The sequence below is a fragment of the Desulfovibrio oxyclinae DSM 11498 genome, assembly GCF_000375485.1.
Taxonomy (GTDB): Bacteria; Desulfobacterota; Desulfovibrionia; order Desulfovibrionales; family Desulfovibrionaceae; genus Pseudodesulfovibrio; species Pseudodesulfovibrio oxyclinae.
In genome coordinates this window covers 127,331-143,803 of the sequence record NZ_AQXE01000009.1, presented here as the reverse complement: position 1 = coordinate 143,803, position 16,473 = coordinate 127,331, and the positions used below count along the sequence as shown (strand labels likewise).

The following is a 16,473-nucleotide window of genomic DNA, read 5'->3' as shown; positions in this document are numbered from 1 at the left end:
AGCGAAGGGTGTGGAATGGATGGTCTGGAAACTTGCCCAAACGGAGGAAGCAGCACGTGAGCAGCATGAAGGAATTTGCCGACAATCTGCAACGGGACGTTGTCTCGGAGATGGCTGAGCACTATTTCGGGGCGCGCAGGGACCTTGAAAAGATGATCGAAGTCATCGACCAGTGGGTCGACGAACTCAAGCAGATGGAAAAGCGTGTTCTGGCCGCGGCCGGTCGCCTGCACCATCTGCTACTGGAGGACGAGGTGGTGCGCGAATTTTACATCGCGCTTGATATTCTTCCGTCCTGCGTGCCGCCGTACGACTCCAGCCCGCCGGAGCCGGTGGTGGAGAAGGTGCCTTTTGCTTTCACGCTCAAGGGGCGCTGGAGCAAATGCGTCCGACAGGCCTATGCGAAGCTTCAGGCCGAAGTGGATGAATACCTCAACGGGCGCTACTTTTCCGACGAACAGGGCCGGAAGCGACTGACCTTGCACTACCTGCGCCTGAAGGCCATGACGGAATACGTCAACGACCAGGTGGAGCGCGTCAACAAGGATCTGGCTCCGAGTGAGGCGCTTCGCTACATCAGGAACATGGATTCCGAAAACCTGTCCAAGGAGAAATTCGTTGATCCCTGCGTTCCAGAAGAAGGCTGCGGCATAGACGATCAATTGCGCTTCAGGCCGTTTGACTTCCACAGCTTCGGTTTGCTGGAAATTCAGGACCTGCCTCACCCTGACAAGGTCTCACAGGACATCGCCGCGTTCTGTGATGCAGTCTATGCGCGCCGCAAGGATGAGATCAGACAGCTTATGGGAAAACTCTGATCCTGCCGTATCGGTGTTCTCCGGGTTGATCAGCCGTCGCCGTTCACCTGGCTGATGATATCCGCCAGTGTCTCCTGAGCCCGCTCCTCGGGAACCTGACAGGTTCCCACGGCACTGTGTCCGCCTCCGCCATGCCGCAGCATGAGGCTGCCAACATCGGTTTTGCTGGTCCTGTTGAGGATGCTGTGGCCGACCGTGAAGACCACGTTCTGTCTTCGGAATCCCCAGATGATGCGCGCGCTGACGTTGCACTGGGGGAACAGCGTATAGATCACGAAGCGGTTGCCGCAGTATATGGGATCCTGCTCGCGCAGGTCTATCACCACCAGATTGCGATGCACGGTGGCGTTTTGAAAGAGCATGTCCTGAAACGGTTTCTGGTGTGCCCTGTATCGCTGCACGCGCTCACGGACGTCCGGCAGCTCAAGGATTTCCTCATCAGACATGGAGCCGCAATATTCGATCATATCCAGCATGAGCTGGTAATTGCTGATGCGGTAATCCCGATAGCGGCCCAGCCCGGTTCTTGGGTCCATGATGTAGCCCAGCAGAACCCAGCCCTGCGGGTCGGTTATGTCCTGCGCGCTCAGGTCCGCGCTATCCACCTTGTCCACCGCGTCGAGCATGGGGCGTAGGCTGTCCGGAAATGATTCCTCGCCGTAATGCTCCCATATGACGCGGGCGCAACTCGGCAGCGGGCGCGAGGCTCCCTCGAAGCGAAGGTCGGACGAAAGCCGCTCCTGCTCGCTGCTGTGATGGTCGAACCACATGCCGCAGCCCGGCACGTAAGGGACGTTGGCGAGCACGTCGTGGCTGCTGACCGTAACCTTGCCGTCCTGAAGGTCCTTGGGGTGGGTGAAGAGGTAGTCGTTGATAACCCCGGCATGTTTCAGCAGCACGGCGCAGGCAAGGCCATCGAAGTCGGAGCGGGTGACGAGGCGCATGGAATTCCTCCTTGGTTCACGCAGGGCAGAGTTCCATAAACGTTATCCCTCGGGGGGAAACGTGTCAAAGCGGGCGCGTGATTTTTGCGGCTCTCATCTCCCGCAACCGCCTTCCGGACTCTTCGCCGAGGTTCTGCAACTCGGCCGGAAGCTTTACGCCCAGCACCGCTTTCGTATCCTCGCGCACCCGCTGGCGAAGGTCGATGCCGCTGTCGACGAGGACCAGTCGGAACAGCTCCCGCAGGCAGGCGTTCTTACGCCCGCGCATAATGAGGTCCACCCGCTTGGCCGGGCGCATCTCAAGGTACCGTGCAGCCTTCATGTGCTCTGCTGCGGCTGTGATCCCGGCGTGCAGGAAACGGTTGGGCATCCGGTTGCGCATGGCCATTTTCCCGGCAGCGGCTTCTCCGCGGCCTTCATGGCCGATGTGCTTCGGCAGGTCTTCGGCAGGAGTGGAGGTCTTTCCGAGGTCGTGACAAAGGGCCATCCAGACCGTGAGGGCGTTGCCAGGCCAGCGTTTGGCGCATTCGTCCATGACGCGGCAGGTGTGTTCCAGCACGTCGCTGTCGTGGTGCTCCGGAGGTCCGGCCGGAATGGAGGCCGCGTGGGCGAACTCGTTGAACCACGGTTCGAGGCAGTCGGCTTTTGCGAGAGTGCGCAGAAAATTCCCCGGACGCGGCGCATTCATGGCCTTTTCTACTTCTCTTGCCACGCGATCCGGAGGCGGAGTGTCCAGAAGGCCTTTTTCCGCACAGTCGCGCATGGCGTCGAGGAGTTCCGGCAGCACAGTGAATTCCGGCAATTGGGCCGAAAAACGCGCGCTGCGGATGACCCTGAGGGGATCGTCGGTCATGCTGCGATTCGAAGCGGGTCTCAGGACGCGGTTGGAGATGTCGTCGAGCGCCTTCTCGTGGCAGATGAGTTCGCAGTCCGGGCCAAGTAGCATGGCGTTGACTGTCAGGTCTCGCAGTTGCAGGTCTTTTTCCAGCGGCAGGGCGCGCGGAAACACGTATTCCGACCCGTCGAGCATAAAGACCGGAAACGATTTCCCGACCCGCTGTGCACGGGGAAAAGCCGTCAGAAATTCGTCCGGTTCGGCATCGAAAACAAGATAGTCCTTGTCGGTGGCCTCTCTGCCTAGTAGAAGGTCTCTGACGGCGCCGCCGCTGAGAAAAATGCGCATTGCGAAAAGCTAACAGAAACCGGTCCATGCTTCCACAGGGAATTTACCTCTTTTCCGATGGTTTGAACGATCTTGCGAAACCGTTTTCCCGCTCGCTTGACGAGAAGGGGGACGGCTGGGATGTTTTGCGCCGCAACGCGAATGGTTCGAAGCCGGTTCGCGAGGCCGGATTGTCTTTTGAAGCAATGCCGTCTGACGTCCCGGCGCCGCTATTTGTCTGCGGCGAGTGCGGTTCCACCATGGACGTGGGCGCGGAATTGCTCAGGCTGGGCCTGCTCCCCGAGTGGGGCGGCGTGGCCTGTCTCGTCCAGCAAAGCGGCCGTGGCCAGATGCGGCGTGAATGGCTTTCTCCGCAGGGCAACCTGTACCTGACCCTGCGTTGGCCCGATTCCCCCGGGGGAGAGTGGGGCCGCGCGGATTCAGGGTTGCAGTCCGTGGTGCTCGGTTGGTGCGTGATTCGCGCGCTCGAAGAGCTTGAGGTCGGGCTGGAGCTCAAATGGCCCAACGATATTCTTCAGAAAGGGCGAAAGGTTGCCGGGATTTTGCTGGAAGACCGCCATGGCGCGCTTCTGGCCGGGGTCGGCGTCAACCTGCGTTCTCGGCCCGAGGATGCGCAGATGCGGCGCGACGCGGCCTGCGCAGCCGGGGTGTTGCTGGCTCCGGGCGGTGCGCCTTCCGTGCCGGAGCTGTTGGCGCTCCTTGTAAATCGGGCAAAAAATATATATGAAAGCCTGATCTACGATTTTTCTCCCCGCGAATTTCTCTCGTTAGCAGAGAGTCGTTTAGCCTGGATGGGACGTGAGGTTCTTGTCCGGGAGGGGGAACAACCTGCCTCGGGGGGTCGCGTTGTCGGCCTGAATGCCGATGGCGGGTTGGTCTTGACCCGGAACGGCGTGGAGTCCGTCGTTCGCTCCGGGTCCGTCTCGCCGGTGTAGTCCGCCACCGATTCCGAAGAGCGGAAAGTCCGGATATTTCCGGGCGCGCACGGTCTCAGGAAGGAGAGTAGAGAAAGCATGCAGCCCAAATCCTTTGAGCAGGTACTCGAAGAGGTCCGGGGCAAGCGGATACTGGTGGCGAACCGGGGCATCCCGGCCCGCCGAATCTGCCGCTCCATCTCGGAAGTGTTCGACGCGGTCGCGGTCATGACCGCAACCGATGTCGACAAGACTTCTCCCGCCACATCCGGCGCCAACGAACTCATGCTGCTGGGGCCCGATCCCCGCGCATATCTCGACCTCGACAGGATTATCCGCGAGGCGAAAGCGCGTGACATCGTGGCCATCCATCCCGGCTGGGGATTCGGTGCCGAGGACGACAGTTTTCCCAAACGCTGCAAGGAAGCGGGCATCATCTTCATCGGTCCCGAACAGGAACCCATGCGCATCCTCGGCAACAAGGTCGCGGTGCGCAAGCTGGCCCAGGAGGTCGGCGTGCCGGTGGTTCCGGGGTCCGAAGGGGCGGTTTCCATTCCGGAAGCCCGCGAACTCGCTAAGGAGATCGGCTTTCCCATCATGCTCAAGGCCGAGGGCGGCGGCGGTGGCCGCGGCATTTACGAGGTCTACGAGGAATCGCAGCTTGAGAGCGCGTTCTCCAAGGCATCTGCGCTTGCTCAGGCATCGTTCGGCAACCCGCGCCTGTATGTGGAAAAGCTGCTGACCTCCATCCGGCACATCGAGATTCAGGTCATCTCGGACCAGTTCGGCAACGTGTTCGCCTTTGACGAGCGCGATTGCTCCGTGCAGCGCAATCACCAGAAGCTGGTTGAAATCACTCCGTCCCCGTGGCCGGTGTACAACGAAAAGCTTCGCGAAAAGCTGAAGGAATACTCCAGAAGGCTCGTGTCCGCAGTGGGATACCACTCCCTTGCAACGGTCGAGTTCCTCGTGGACCAGAAGGGTACGCCGTACCTCATCGAGGTCAACACCCGCCTTCAGGTGGAGCACGGCATCACCGAATGCCGCTACGGCATCGACCTCGTGGAAGAGCAGATCGCCGTTTCCTTCGGCTCGGAACTGCGCCTCAACGAAGAAAACGCCAAGCCGTTCCAGTGGGCCATGCAGTGCCGCATCAACTGCGAGGATCCGCAGAAGGACTTCGCTCCCAATGCCGGCCGCATCTCGCGTTACGTGTCTCCGGGTGGTCAGGGCGTTCGAATCGACTCCTGCATCTGTGACGGGTACCGCTTCCCGTCCCGCTACGATTCGGCGGCCTCGCTACTCATCACGTACGGCAGGTCCTGGAACAAGGTCGTCAAGCTGACCCAGCGCGCGCTGCGTGAATACATGATCAGCGGCGTGAAGACCACTATCCCGTTCCACCGCAAGATTACCAAGCATCCCGGATTCATCGCCGGAGACTATGACACCAACTTCGTGCGCCAGAACCGCGCGGAGCTGATGGACTACTCCGACCGCGAACCGGATTCCCTGCGGCTCTCGCGTCTTGTGGCCGAGATTTCCGCCAAGGGCTATAACCCCTACGTCAAGCTGGGCGAGTACCGCGGCCGTGAAGACAAGCGCCTCGGACGCTTCGACCCCGTGTTGCCGGACCTTCCGGTGACCGGCTTCGAAGCCCGGTTCAAGCGCGGCATGCGGCGCGACACGATTCTCGACCGCCTGCGCGAAGACCGTGCGGCGGGCATCGTGCATATGACGGACACCACCACCCGCGACATCACCCAGTCCAACTCGGGCAACCGTTTCCGGCTGGCCGAGGATAAGCTGGTGGGACCGTACCTCGACAAGTGCGGTTTCTTCTCGCTGGAGAACGGCGGCGGCGCACATTTCCACGTGGCCATGCTCGCGAACATGACCTATCCCTTCACTGAAGGGCGCAAGTGGAACCAGTTCGCCCCGGATACCCTCAAGCAGATCCTCATCCGCTCCACCAACGTGCTCGGCTACAAGCCGCAGCCCAAGAACGTGATGCGGATGACCGGCGAGATGATCAACGAGCACTACGACGTCGTTCGTTGCTTCGACTTCCTCAACCATGTTGAGAACATGCGGCCGTTTGCCGAAGTGGCGCTGTCTTCCGACACCGCCATCTTCGAACCCGCCATCTCTCTGTCCTGGGCCAAGGGTTTCGGCGTGGACCGCTACCTGACGGTGACCGACGAGATCATCAGCATGTGCGCCGACGTGGCCGGGGTTTCCAAAAAGCAGGCCGAGAAGATGATCATCCTCGGCCTCAAGGACATGGCCGGAGTCTGCCCGCCGCGTTTCATGCGCGAACTTATCGGCACGATCCGCCAGAAGTATCCCGAGCTTGTCCTGCATTCGCACCGCCACTACACCGACGGTCTTTTCGTGCCGAGCATGGGCGCGGCCGCCGATGCCGGTGCGCATATCGTGGACGTGGCCATCGGTTCCTCCGTACGCTGGTACGGTCAGGGCGAAGTCCTTTCCACCGCGAGCTACATCGAGGACGAAGTCGGCCTCAAGACGAATCTGGACAAGGACGCTATCCGTACCTGCAACTTCGTGCTCAAGCAGGTGATGCCGTATTACGACAAGTACACGGCTCCCTACTTCCAGGGCATTGACCACGACGTGGTTCGCCATGGAATGCCCGGTGGCGCAACCTCCTCCTCGCAGGAAGGCGCCATGAAGCAGGGCTACATCAAGCTGCTGCCCTACATGCTCAAATTCCTTGAAGGAACCCGTAAGATCGTGCGGTACCACGACGTCACTCCGGGCTCGCAGATCACCTGGAACACCGCCTTCCTTGCCGTCACCGGCGCGTTCAAGCGCGGCGGCGAGGTGGAAGTGCGCAGGCTGCTGAATATCCTGGACATCGTGAACCTCTGCGATGAAGAGGAACTCACGTACCATGAGCGCGACGCGCGTCTCGACCTGTACCGTGATTCCAACGACGCCTTCCGTCAGCTTCTGCTTGGCCGTTACGGCAAGCTCCCGCTGGGATTCCCGCCGGATTGGGTCTATCAGTCCGCGTTCGGCAAAAACTGGGAAAAGGCACTCAACAGTCGTACCGAAGATTCGCCGCTCAAGACCCTGCCTGATCTGGATGTGAAGGCTGAAGAAGCCACGCTTCAGGAGCGTCTGGGCCGGTTCCCGTCACCCGAAGAGTTCGTGATGTATCTGAACCATCCGGGCGATGCGATCAACACCATCGACTTCTGCGAAAAATACGGCAATATCAACAATCTGCCTCTGGACGTTTGGTTCGAGGGTCTGGAGAAGGGCGAGGTGCTGCACTTCCAGGGCGACTGCAAGAAGCCCCATATGATGCGCATCATCGACATTCCGGAGCCTGACGAGAACGGCATGTGCCTCGTGCGCTACATGCTGGACTCCGAGAACGTCAGCCATCAGGTAAAGGTGGCCGAGCCCGTCGGCTCCGACAAGGACGCCATCGAGATGGCCGAGGCCGGCAACGAGAACCACATCGGTTCCCCGTGCAACGGCGACCTCTGGGTCATGCACGTGAGGCCGGGGGATGCGGTAAAGGCAGGGGAGGAGATATTCAACATCTCCGTCATGAAGCAGGAGAAGTCGGTTTACGCGCCTATTGACGGCGTGGTGAAGCGCGTTCTCAAGGCCGCAAACTACGAGGAAGACAGGAAAATGGTCCCCGTGGTGGAAGGCGAACTGCTCGTGGAGCTCGGCCCGCCCGCAGACAATTGCCCCACCTGCAAGGAAGCGGTTCCCATCGCCGATTGCAGGTTCTGTCCCTCTTGCGGACAGAAATTGTAGCTATGCATCGCTGCAGGCACGCGCCATGTGATTTTTCCTGCGGGAATTATTGACGGAACGTGCCTGCAGCTTGTAGGCATATATTCTGAGCTGATTTACGATTTGTGCGTTTCGTAACCCTTCAATTACATGGTATGACTTGCCTGAATGTTGGTTCGGGCATGAGTCAGGAGGAAAAAAATGGGGAAGACCCAGAAGCCTGCGGCCAAGGCTCCGGCCAAGAATAAAAAGAAGAGTGAGGCCGGAGTGGACAAGTTGAAACAGAAAATGGTGCTCACCGGTGCGGATATTGCCGGTATCGGTGAAGAAGCCGAACTGTTGGTGGGTGGCAAGAACTATAATACCGCCATTATCAGTCAGGTTGAGGGCATCCGGGCTCCGGAGTTCAGAGCCATTTCATCCATCTGTTTCCACAAGATCCTGGACGAGACCAAGGTGCACGCCTCTCTTGTCCGGTCTATCGTGGATAAAGAGTACAACGCCATCGACTGGGCGTCCGACGATACGAACAAGGATTCCGAATTCCTCCAGAAGTTCGTCCGCAGGCTCGGCGCCAAGGTGCGCGAAGCCACGGAGACTCATAGCGGAACCCCCATCAAGCTCAGAACGTTCATCAATAACGTGGTCGAGGGCTTTGCCACCTCTCCTGAAGGTATCGACCAGCTGCGCAAGCGCTCCGTGCTCGTGCAGACCGCGATCCTCTCCGTTGAGGTGCCCGAGGACGTCAAGAAGGAAGTCCGCGGCGCGTATTCTTCCATTTGCAAGGAAGCGGGACTGGATGACGTTCCTGTTGCCGTGCGTTCCTCCGCAGCAGGCGAGGACAGCCGCAAGAAAGCGTTCGCCGGGCTTCAGGATACCTACCTGAACATCGTGGGCGAGGAGTCCTGCCTTGAAGCCTATCACTGGGATTGCTCTTCCGCGTACAACCTGCGTTCCATGACCTATCGCCGCGAGGCCATCCTCGATGCGATCATGACCGCGGAGCGTACCGGTGACGATTCCATTGCCGAAAAGGCCAAGGAAGAGTGGGCCATTGAGCACACCTCCCTTTCCGTGTGCATCATGCGCATGATCAATCCGGTGATCTCCGGTACCGCGTTCAGCGCCGACACCGCCACCGGCTGCCGCGGAACCGACCGCAATGACCTCGTTTCCATTGATGCCAGTTACGGCCTCGGCGAAGCGGTCGTGGGCGGCATGGTCACCCCCGACAAGTTTTACGTGTTCCAGCGCGAAGGCGGCAACGAAGTCGTCGTGCGCTACATGGGATGCAAGGAAAAGAAGATCGTCTACAAGGAAGACGGCTCCGGAACCAACAGCGTGAAGGTGCCCGCAAACGACGTCTTCCGCTGGTCCCTGTCCATTGCCCAGGCCGAGGAAGTGGCGCGCGGCGTGCGCAACATCTCTCAGGCCTACGGCGGCATGATCATGGACACCGAGTTCTGCATCGACGCTTCGGACCGTCTGTGGTTCGTGCAGGCTCGTCCGGAGACCCGTTGGAACGAAGAATTCGAGCAGCATCCGCACAAGATATTCATGCGGCGCCTCGAAGTGGACAAGAAAGCCAAGGTCGGCGCGGAAGTCATCCTCGAAGGCAATGGCGCGTCCCGTGGTGCGGGGCAGGGCGTGGTCAAGTTCCTGCGTTCCGCTCTTGAGCTGAACAAGGTGAACAAGGGCGACATCCTCGCGGCCGAACGCACCGACCCGGATATGGTGCCGGGTATGCGCATCGCCTCCGCCATTCTCGCCGACGTTGGCGGCGATACCAGTCACGCGGCCATCACTTCCCGTGAGCTGGGCATTCCAGCGATCATCGGCCTGCAGCGTCTCGAAGTCCTGCGCTCTCTCGAAGGGCAGGAAATAACCGTGGACGGTTCCAGCGGCAAGGTCTACCGCGGCCAGCTTCCCCTTGAGGAGGTCGGCGGCGAAATCGACATCAGCGCGCTTCCCGAGACCAAGACCAAGATCGGCCTGATCCTGGCCGACGTGGGACAGGCTCTGTTCCTCTCCCGCCTGCGCAACGTGCCTGACTTCGAGGTCGGCCTGCTGCGTGCCGAGTTCATGCTTGGCAACATCGGCGTTCATCCGATGGCGCTCGAAGCATACGACAATGATACCCTCAATGATCTCGTCAGCAAGCAACTCGCCGAAATGGACGCTCGCCTGACCAAGGTCATGAAAGAGCAGCTGGCGGACGGCCTCATCGCGCTGCCGCTGAAGCTGCGCGAATACGTGGGCCGCATCACCGGCCTGACCCAGAAGATGGATTCCCTCTCCGATCAGGAAGGAGCCCGCGGCACCGACGAAGTGTTGGCGCTGCATCGCAAGCTTCGCGAACTGGACAAGAAGCTCGACACCCACATCGAGATGGCTACCGAGCGACTCGACGTGCTCAAGACCTCCGTGGACCTTGAAGCTCACGTTGCCGTCATTCTCGGCTACACCGACCTTCTCGACGGTGCTCCGGATCAGCGCGACACTGAAGCGTGGCAGGCATGGCGCGACCACAAGGATGACGTCAAGCGTACCGTGGAACAGGTTGCCAACGACCCCGAAGTTACCGGCTACATCAACAAGGTGGCTGAGCTGCGTCGCGAAGTGGCGCTCAAGATGGGCCTCAAGTCCGAAATGGACGAGGTGAAAACCCTTTCCGAACGCATCCGCAAGCTGCTTGAGTCTCGCGGATACCGCACCGGCAAGGAAAACTACATCCAGACACTGGCACAGGGACTGGCTCTCTTCGCCATGGCCTTCTACGGAAAGGACATCGTCTACCGCACCACCGACTTCAAGACCAACGAGTACCGCAACCTCGTGGGCGGCTCGCTCTTCGAAGGGCATGAAGACAACCCCATGATGGGTTACCGCGGTGTTTCCCGCGATATCCACGACTGGGAACTGGAAGCCTTCAAGCTGGCGCGCGGCATGTTCGGCGGAAAGAACCTGCACATCATGTTCCCGTTCGTCCGCAACCTCGAAGAAGCCCGCAGCATGAAGCGTTACCTCAAGCAGGTGCACAATCTGGAATCCGGCAAGGACGGCCTCAAGGTCATCCTCATGTCCGAGATTCCGGCAAACGCCGTGCTCTGCAAGGAATTCCTGAAAGAAGTTGACGGCTTCTCCATCGGCTCCAATGACATGACCCAGATGGTGCTGGCAACGGACCGCGACAATTCGCGTCTGCAGCACATCTACGATGAAGAAGATCCCGCAGTGGTCTGGGCAATCCTGTCCACCATCTTTGCAGGGCAGAAATATGGCAAGAAGGTCGGCTTCTGCGGGCAGGGCGTTTCCAACAGCCTCATCCTGCGCGGCCTCGTCTCCATCGCCGGTATCGTTTCCGCTTCGGTAGTCCCGGATACCTATCACCAGACCAAGGAAGACGTCGCCAAGCTGGAGGCCGAGAACATCCCGACCCGCGATCTGGGCAAGTGGCTCTCTACCCAGCACATGAACCGTCTGAGAAAGCTGCTTGACGAAAATGGCTACAGCCACATTCTCAAGCGCTACAAAACTCCCGACGACTTCATGGAATGGTATGAAGGCGAACTCGACCGTTTCAGCGAACAGCTGCGCGACAACATCGAGACGCAGAAAGAAGAGTTCTACCGCCAGGAAATGCAGAAGTTCCGCGGCATGTTCCACAAGCCGGTGATCTACGCATCCTGGGACTGGAGCCACACCGTGGAAGACGCACTGCGTCACGCTGGTTTCACCACTTGGGAAGAGCAGGAAGCCGCCCTTGCCAAGCAGCGAGAACAGAAGTGGTAGCAATCGAATAGAAAACAAGCGGCTCCGGTTTCTCCGGGGCCGCTTTTCTTTTGGGAGAGATACATATGAAGCTTCGTTTCGTAATGGTGCTTGCTGTGGGCGTGCTGCTTGCCGGTTGCGCCACCGCCTCCAAAAAGACCGTTGAACAGACCATTCGGGATAATCCGTCTCTTGTTCTTGAAGCCCTGAAGCAGGACAAGATGGCGCTTCTGGAACTTGTGGAAGAGGGTGCCAAGGAGCGTCGCCTTTTGCAAAGGGTTGACCAGTGGCGGATGCAGGCGGCTGATCCGGTGAGTCCTGAAATATCTGATGACAGGCCGTTTCTCGGCAATCCGAATGCTCCGATCACCATCGTGGAATATTCCGATTTCCTTTGCCCATACTGTTCCAAGGGCGCGAGGACCGTAAACAAGATCGTTGAAGAATCGGACGGCAAGGTTCGCGTCGTGTTCAAACATTCTCCCAGAAATCAGAACGCGTATCGGCTGGCGCTCATGTATGAAGCCGTCGCCGAGCAGGATCGGGAAAAGGCCTGGGAATTTGGTGAACGCCTTTTCGAAGTACAGCAGCAGATTTTTGAGAAGGGCGAGCCGGTGGTCATGGAGATTGTCGAGGAACTGGGCATTGATGCGCAGCAACTCAAGAAGGACATGATGAGTGACGAGCTCAAGGCCCGCGTCAGGGCGGATTCCGAAGAAGGCGCCGGATTCGGCGTTAGCGGTACGCCGACGTTCTTTGTCAACGGCGTAAAGGTCGAAGGAGCGGTGCCGGAAGAGCAGCTGCGCAAGGTTATCGAGATAGTGGAAGAAGTTCAGAATATTTGCACGGACTGCGAATAGTCTGAATCACAGGAAAAGAAATCCCCCTGACGGCAAAGCCGTCAGGAGGATTATTGCGTTGTGTGAAAACTCGTCAGGCCAAACGCTCGGTAATGGACCCCACGCCGGTTTCCATGAACATGGCGTTGAGTCGCCGGGTGTTGGGATCGTTCGTGGTATCCACGTGCTCCCCCGTATTCCTCGGAGCAACTTCCACGTCAGGGGAGTCCGTCTTGGTCCGTGCGGTATCGATCTCCGCACCCTCCGCCTGCATGAACGTGGATTCCAGTTCGATCGGCCTGATCTGGGAATCGTAGCCCATGGCCTGAACGCTGTTGTTCGATAAACTGATGTCGGACATGGCAGACCTCCGATGTTGCACCAACATGATGCAGCATCGGAGGGAGAAAAGCAAGTGGCCGAGGTTCAGGAATCAGTATGAGCGGTTCAGGAAGCCGGTAGGTCTTCCTTCTCGAATATTCTTCGACAGCTTCAGAAAGTCGTCGCTCGGAATCTTGCGGACGACATTCCCCGCATCGTCGCGAAGTTCGATCTGAACTGTATCCAGATTTTCATCCACCTTGAAGGCTACGTTGACGTTGCCTTCCTGTAGCTTGCTCTGGATTTCGCCGGCGAGCTTGATTGCTTCGTCTTTGCTCAGTTCAGGCTGTTTCCGCTCTCCCGCAGCGTCTGTCCTTGTCGCTGTACGGGGACTAGAGGTTGCCTTTTCCGTCTCAGTGCGCGGGTGGGCAGCGCCCCCCTCGCGAGAGTTCCCGGTACCGATGGTGTTGTTCAATTCCGGGATATTCATGATCTTCCCTCCCTGGTTAAACATGAATAACCCATTACAGGTTTTCCTTGTACACCTTATCGGCTGCAAGCCTGCTGTTCTTTAGGTTGTGATGTCGATGTATACAACCGAATCGCTTTTTTCATTCGGCAGAGATTATGTCCGGCCCGCAAGGTGCCGCCAATCGGCCATCTGTGGTGGAAAAAGCTGCCTCATGAAGTCCAGAAGAATGACCTATAAGGCGTCGAATGGTATTAGAGTTTTTCTAGAGAAAATTTAAGATGCTTCTTTTATTGATTTTAATAACCTGAATGTTGAAGGTCGTTGGTTTCGACTTTTTGGGACTTCGGGAATGCTTTTTGCTAGTCAGCAGGGCGGGCAAATTGTACCGGAGGTATGGCATTGAGACTGATGCTGATGATTATACTGCTCTCCGGCTTCGGTGCACTGTTTACCTACCAGCAGATGCAAGAGAGCAGAAAGTGGCAATTTGATAAGGAAATGAAAAAAGCCAACCATTATGAGGAATTCCTGACACGATCCAGTGTGCATCTTTATTTCCCGTCCGAACGATAGTTTGAAACGTGGAGTGCATGAAAAACCGGAGTGATCCGGTTTTTCTTTTTATTACAGGCGATTGGATTTTGGTCGCTGGCGTTGTCGTCGGTGCAAGCCGTTGACGAAATGGGGGAATTCAAATAGTCTTTGATAATTACATCTCTGAACAATACTGCAACCTGTTCTCAAGACGACTAGGGGCCAATGCCGTTCTTTCTGAAGCATCATTTCGACCCTGATTTCGACTACACCCGTCTTCAGCCCCGAAAGCACGAGGATGGGAGTGTGGATCATTATCAGCTCGACTACGTCCAGAACGTGGTGGAGGGACAGTTGCTTGCCGAGCTCGTGGAAGTCTCCGAGGAAGAGGCCAAGCAGCTGGAAGAACGATTTGTTCTGGAAGAAGGCGTGTTCCCTGCCGGCAGAGGGACTGGCCTGAGGCGAAGTCAGCCGGAAAAGCTCTATGCCGCCGTCAACGGCTACGTTCTCTACATGGACGGGCGGATTACCGTAAAGCAGACCCTGAACGTTCGGCGTGATCTCGACTTCAATACCGGCAATATCCGTTTTGTCGGCTCCTTGAATGTCTATGGTTCCATCCGTGCCGGATTCGACGTCCATGCCAAGGATATCGACATCCAGGGGCAGTTGGAAGGGGCGACTGTAAGGACGCATGATCAGCTCTTGTGCCGTGGCGGCGTCAAAGGACAGGGGCGCGCCTTTCTTGAATCCGGCGGCGACATGAAGCTGTCTTTTTGCGAAATGGCCACCCTCAAGAGCAAGCGAAACGTTCTGGTTCGCGGTTCCATCATGCACAGCAAGGTCTTTTGCGGCGAACGGCTTGCCGTCGGCGGTCGAATGCAGGGCAGCGAGGTTTATTGCCACAAGTATGTCTATGTAGGGGAGCAGCTCGGCGGCGGGCTGGATGCGGACATGTCCATCCTGCTCGGGTATCATCCCATGATGCTTTTTGTGGATACCAATCTGCATGCACGGCTGAAGCGACTCCGGGCCGACGCAAAGCACAGCAGGAATCAGATCGAAAAGGGTGGCTTTCCCGCCAAGGATCATGCCCCGAAGCTTGAGGAAACCGAAAAGCAGATTCGTGAATGCATGGCCAAGCGCGCCCGACTCTGGGAAGGGGTGCGCAGGACTGAAAAGCTTCACGAATGCAAGGTGATGGTCCCGGGGCGGGTGAGGTCAGGCGTTGAGATCAGTATCGGCCCAGCCTATCATAAGGTGCAGGAAGATCTTGAAGACGTCTTTTTCTATTACAAAGACGGTGAAGTGAAAATCGGCGATCCAGCCGCCATCAAGTAAGCGACTCTATGGATATTGCAACTCTTATCGGCATTGTCGGCGGTTTTGGCCTTATCGTGACGACCATCATTCTCGGCGGGAACCCCGGCGGATTCGTGGATATCCCCTCTGTGGTCGTCGTCATTGGCGGTACGTTCGCCTCGGTTTTCGTCATGTTTCCGCTCAAGGTCGTCATCGGGACGTTCAAGGTCGGCCTCAAGACGGTTCTTTTTGCGCCGCCGGACCCCAACGATATCATCCAGACCATTGCCGAACTCGCGGACAAGGCTCGCCGTGAGAGCCTCGTGGCACTGGAAAAGGTGAACATCGAGGACCCGTACCTCAAGAAAGGCGTCATGCTGGTCGTGGACGGCTCAAGCGAACAGCTTGTGCGGTCCGTCATGGAGATTGAGCTGGACTTCATGAAACAACGACACCGCACCGGGCAGGGTGTTTTCAAGGGGCTTGGCACCATGGCCCCGGCTTTCGGGATGATCGGGACACTCATCGGTCTCGTGAACATGCTGCAAAACCTCGAAGACCCTTCGACCATCGGTCCGGCAATGGCCGTTGCGCTGTTGACCACGTTCTACGGCGCGGTGCTTGCCAACGTCATCTTCCTGCCTCTTGCGAAGAAGCTTGAGGACCGCTCGGAGGAAGAGGCCCTGTTCATGCAGATCATGATGGAAGGGGTTTCGTCCATTCAGAAGGGCGACCATCCTTCGGTGGTGAAGGAAAAGCTTCAGGCCTTTCTCTCTCCGGCGCTTCGCGACGAGAGTGCATAACCATTTCTTCGGGAGTCTGTTTGCATGTCCGATGAAGCGGGCGAAGCAAGAAAGAAAGCGCAGCCGCCTCCGCCGGATGAGGGGCTACCACCATGGATGGCGACCTTCGCCGACATGATGACGCTGCTGCTGTGCTTTTTTGTGCTGCTGCTCTCGTTTGCCAACCAGAATGTCGAGAAATTCCGTGACGCGCTCGGTTCCCTTAAGGATGCCTTCGGTGTTCAGGAAGTGCGCGCCAAGTCTGAAGACATGGCCATGTTCAGCACCTCGAAGAAGGCGCAGAAGGCCATATCGAGGATCAATCAGGACGAACGGTTGTTGCTTGGCGTGATCATGCGCATCAAGTCGCTTTTCGAGGATGACGACGGTGAGTTAAAGAAGGGCATGGGCGTGACCTCTGACCGTGACGGGGTCATTTTCAACACGAGAGCAAGCCGTCTATTCGAACCGAATTCGTCTCGCCTTCGATCCGATGCCGGAGACGTTCTGGATAAGATAATCAAGCTTCTCAAGGATTACCGGCTGAATCTGGTGGTTCGTGGTCATACCGATGATGTGCCGGTGACAGGCGGCATGTATCCGTCCAACTGGGAGCTTTCCGCGGCACGGGCTGCGGTTGCACTGGACTACATTCTGAAAAACGGCAATTTCCCGATCAACAGGGCCAAGGCCGTGGGGTACGCGGATACGCGCCCTGCCGTGCCGAACGACAGCAAGGAAAACAGGCTCAAAAACCAGCGCGTGGAATTCTACCTGCACATGCCGCAGCGGGATGCCTGGTAGCGGGCCTAT

The 16,473-nt window shown here is 58.0% G+C and carries 13 protein-coding genes; 9 read left to right on the top strand and 4 right to left on the bottom strand.

What is annotated here, in order from left to right:
• The first annotated feature begins 56 nt into the window (after nucleotides 1-56).
• Entirely contained in the window at nucleotides 57-818 is a 762-nt protein-coding gene (locus B149_RS0111260) for a hypothetical protein (protein ID WP_026167580.1), read from the top strand.
• A 29-nt stretch (nucleotides 819-847) separates the two neighbouring features.
• Here B149_RS0111260 and B149_RS0111255 read toward each other — a convergent pair whose 3' ends face one another.
• Together B149_RS0111255 and B149_RS0111250 are read right to left on the bottom strand one after the other, a co-directional pair.
• Nucleotides 848-1,762, bottom strand: coding sequence for a hypothetical protein (locus tag B149_RS0111255; RefSeq protein ID WP_018125261.1), 915 nt, complete (start codon nucleotides 1,760-1,762; stop codon nucleotides 848-850).
• Between the two features lie 64 nt (nucleotides 1,763-1,826).
• Nucleotides 1,827-2,945: a tRNA nucleotidyltransferase/poly(A) polymerase-related protein gene (locus B149_RS0111250; protein ID WP_018125260.1), complete on the bottom strand. Its 1,119-nt coding sequence runs from the start codon at nucleotides 2,943-2,945 to the stop codon at nucleotides 1,827-1,829.
• Between the two features lie 26 nt (nucleotides 2,946-2,971).
• On the opposite strand from B149_RS0111250, the gene B149_RS17080 reads away from it, so the two are divergent.
• The 4 genes from B149_RS17080 to B149_RS17075 all read left to right on the top strand — a co-directional run bounded on the left by B149_RS17080 (nucleotide 2,972) and on the right by B149_RS17075 (nucleotide 12,270).
• Nucleotides 2,972-3,880: a biotin--[acetyl-CoA-carboxylase] ligase gene (locus tag B149_RS17080; RefSeq protein ID WP_018125259.1), complete on the top strand. Its 909-nt coding sequence runs from the start codon at nucleotides 2,972-2,974 to the stop codon at nucleotides 3,878-3,880.
• A gap of 78 nt (nucleotides 3,881-3,958) precedes the next feature.
• Complete coding sequence (locus tag B149_RS0111240; protein ID WP_018125258.1) at nucleotides 3,959-7,660, top strand: pyruvate carboxylase; 3,702 nt, start codon at nucleotides 3,959-3,961, stop codon at nucleotides 7,658-7,660.
• Between the two features lie 180 nt (nucleotides 7,661-7,840).
• A complete protein-coding gene (locus B149_RS0111235) occupies nucleotides 7,841-11,431 on the top strand; it encodes a PEP/pyruvate-binding domain-containing protein (RefSeq protein ID WP_018125257.1) in 3,591 nt (1,196 codons plus the stop codon).
• Between the two features lie 65 nt (nucleotides 11,432-11,496).
• Nucleotides 11,497-12,270, top strand: a complete 774-nt coding sequence (locus B149_RS17075) for a DsbA family protein (RefSeq protein WP_018125256.1) — start codon at nucleotides 11,497-11,499, stop codon at nucleotides 12,268-12,270.
• Nucleotides 12,271-12,343: 73 nt separating this feature from the next.
• Here B149_RS17075 and B149_RS0111225 read toward each other — a convergent pair whose 3' ends face one another.
• Together B149_RS0111225 and B149_RS0111220 are read right to left on the bottom strand one after the other, a co-directional pair.
• Nucleotides 12,344-12,610 carry a hypothetical protein gene (locus B149_RS0111225; protein WP_018125255.1) on the bottom strand — a complete coding sequence of 89 codons (267 nt, stop codon included), beginning with the start codon at nucleotides 12,608-12,610 and terminating at the stop codon, nucleotides 12,344-12,346.
• Between the two features lie 72 nt (nucleotides 12,611-12,682).
• A complete protein-coding gene (locus tag B149_RS0111220) occupies nucleotides 12,683-13,060 on the bottom strand; it encodes a flagellar protein FlaG (RefSeq protein ID WP_169332918.1) in 378 nt (125 codons plus the stop codon).
• 381 nt (nucleotides 13,061-13,441) lie between these two features.
• On the opposite strand from B149_RS0111220, the gene B149_RS0111215 reads away from it, so the two are divergent.
• The 4 genes from B149_RS0111215 (at nucleotide 13,442) to B149_RS0111200 (ending at nucleotide 16,464) form a co-directional block, all read left to right on the top strand.
• Nucleotides 13,442-13,615, top strand: coding sequence for a hypothetical protein (locus tag B149_RS0111215; protein ID WP_156816811.1), 174 nt, complete (start codon nucleotides 13,442-13,444; stop codon nucleotides 13,613-13,615).
• A gap of 186 nt (nucleotides 13,616-13,801) precedes the next feature.
• On the top strand, nucleotides 13,802-14,917 hold the full coding sequence (locus B149_RS0111210) for a FapA family protein (protein ID WP_018125252.1): 1,116 nt from the start codon (nucleotides 13,802-13,804) through the stop codon (nucleotides 14,915-14,917).
• An 8-nt stretch (nucleotides 14,918-14,925) separates the two neighbouring features.
• Nucleotides 14,926-15,681: a motility protein A gene (locus tag B149_RS0111205; protein ID WP_018125251.1), complete on the top strand. Its 756-nt coding sequence runs from the start codon at nucleotides 14,926-14,928 to the stop codon at nucleotides 15,679-15,681.
• A gap of 24 nt (nucleotides 15,682-15,705) precedes the next feature.
• Complete coding sequence (locus B149_RS0111200) at nucleotides 15,706-16,464, top strand: OmpA/MotB family protein (RefSeq protein WP_026167579.1); 759 nt, start codon at nucleotides 15,706-15,708, stop codon at nucleotides 16,462-16,464.
• Nucleotides 16,465-16,473: the final 9 nt, after the last annotated feature.

Bases quoted from the DNA above. Each gene is read 5' to 3' on its own strand.
- B149_RS0111250 (WP_018125260.1), bottom strand. From the start codon at position 2,945: ATGCGCATTTTTCTCAGCGGCGGCGCCGTCAGAGACCTTCTACTAGGC.
- B149_RS0111225 (WP_018125255.1), bottom strand. From the start codon at position 12,610: ATGTCCGACATCAGTTTATCGAACAACAGCGTTCAGGCCATGGGCTAC.
- B149_RS0111235 (WP_018125257.1), top strand. From the start codon at position 7,841: ATGGGGAAGACCCAGAAGCCTGCGGCCAAGGCTCCGGCCAAGAATAAA.
- B149_RS0111255 (WP_018125261.1), bottom strand. From the start codon at position 1,762: ATGCGCCTCGTCACCCGCTCCGACTTCGATGGCCTTGCCTGCGCCGTG.
- B149_RS0111240 (WP_018125258.1), top strand. From the start codon at position 3,959: ATGCAGCCCAAATCCTTTGAGCAGGTACTCGAAGAGGTCCGGGGCAAG.
- B149_RS0111220 (WP_169332918.1), bottom strand. From the start codon at position 13,060: ATGAATATCCCGGAATTGAACAACACCATCGGTACCGGGAACTCTCGC.
- B149_RS17075 (WP_018125256.1), top strand. From the start codon at position 11,497: ATGAAGCTTCGTTTCGTAATGGTGCTTGCTGTGGGCGTGCTGCTTGCC.
- B149_RS0111205 (WP_018125251.1), top strand. From the start codon at position 14,926: ATGGATATTGCAACTCTTATCGGCATTGTCGGCGGTTTTGGCCTTATC.
- B149_RS17080 (WP_018125259.1), top strand. From the start codon at position 2,972: ATGCTTCCACAGGGAATTTACCTCTTTTCCGATGGTTTGAACGATCTT.
- B149_RS0111200 (WP_026167579.1), top strand. From the start codon at position 15,706: ATGTCCGATGAAGCGGGCGAAGCAAGAAAGAAAGCGCAGCCGCCTCCG.
- B149_RS0111210 (WP_018125252.1), top strand. From the start codon at position 13,802: ATGCCGTTCTTTCTGAAGCATCATTTCGACCCTGATTTCGACTACACC.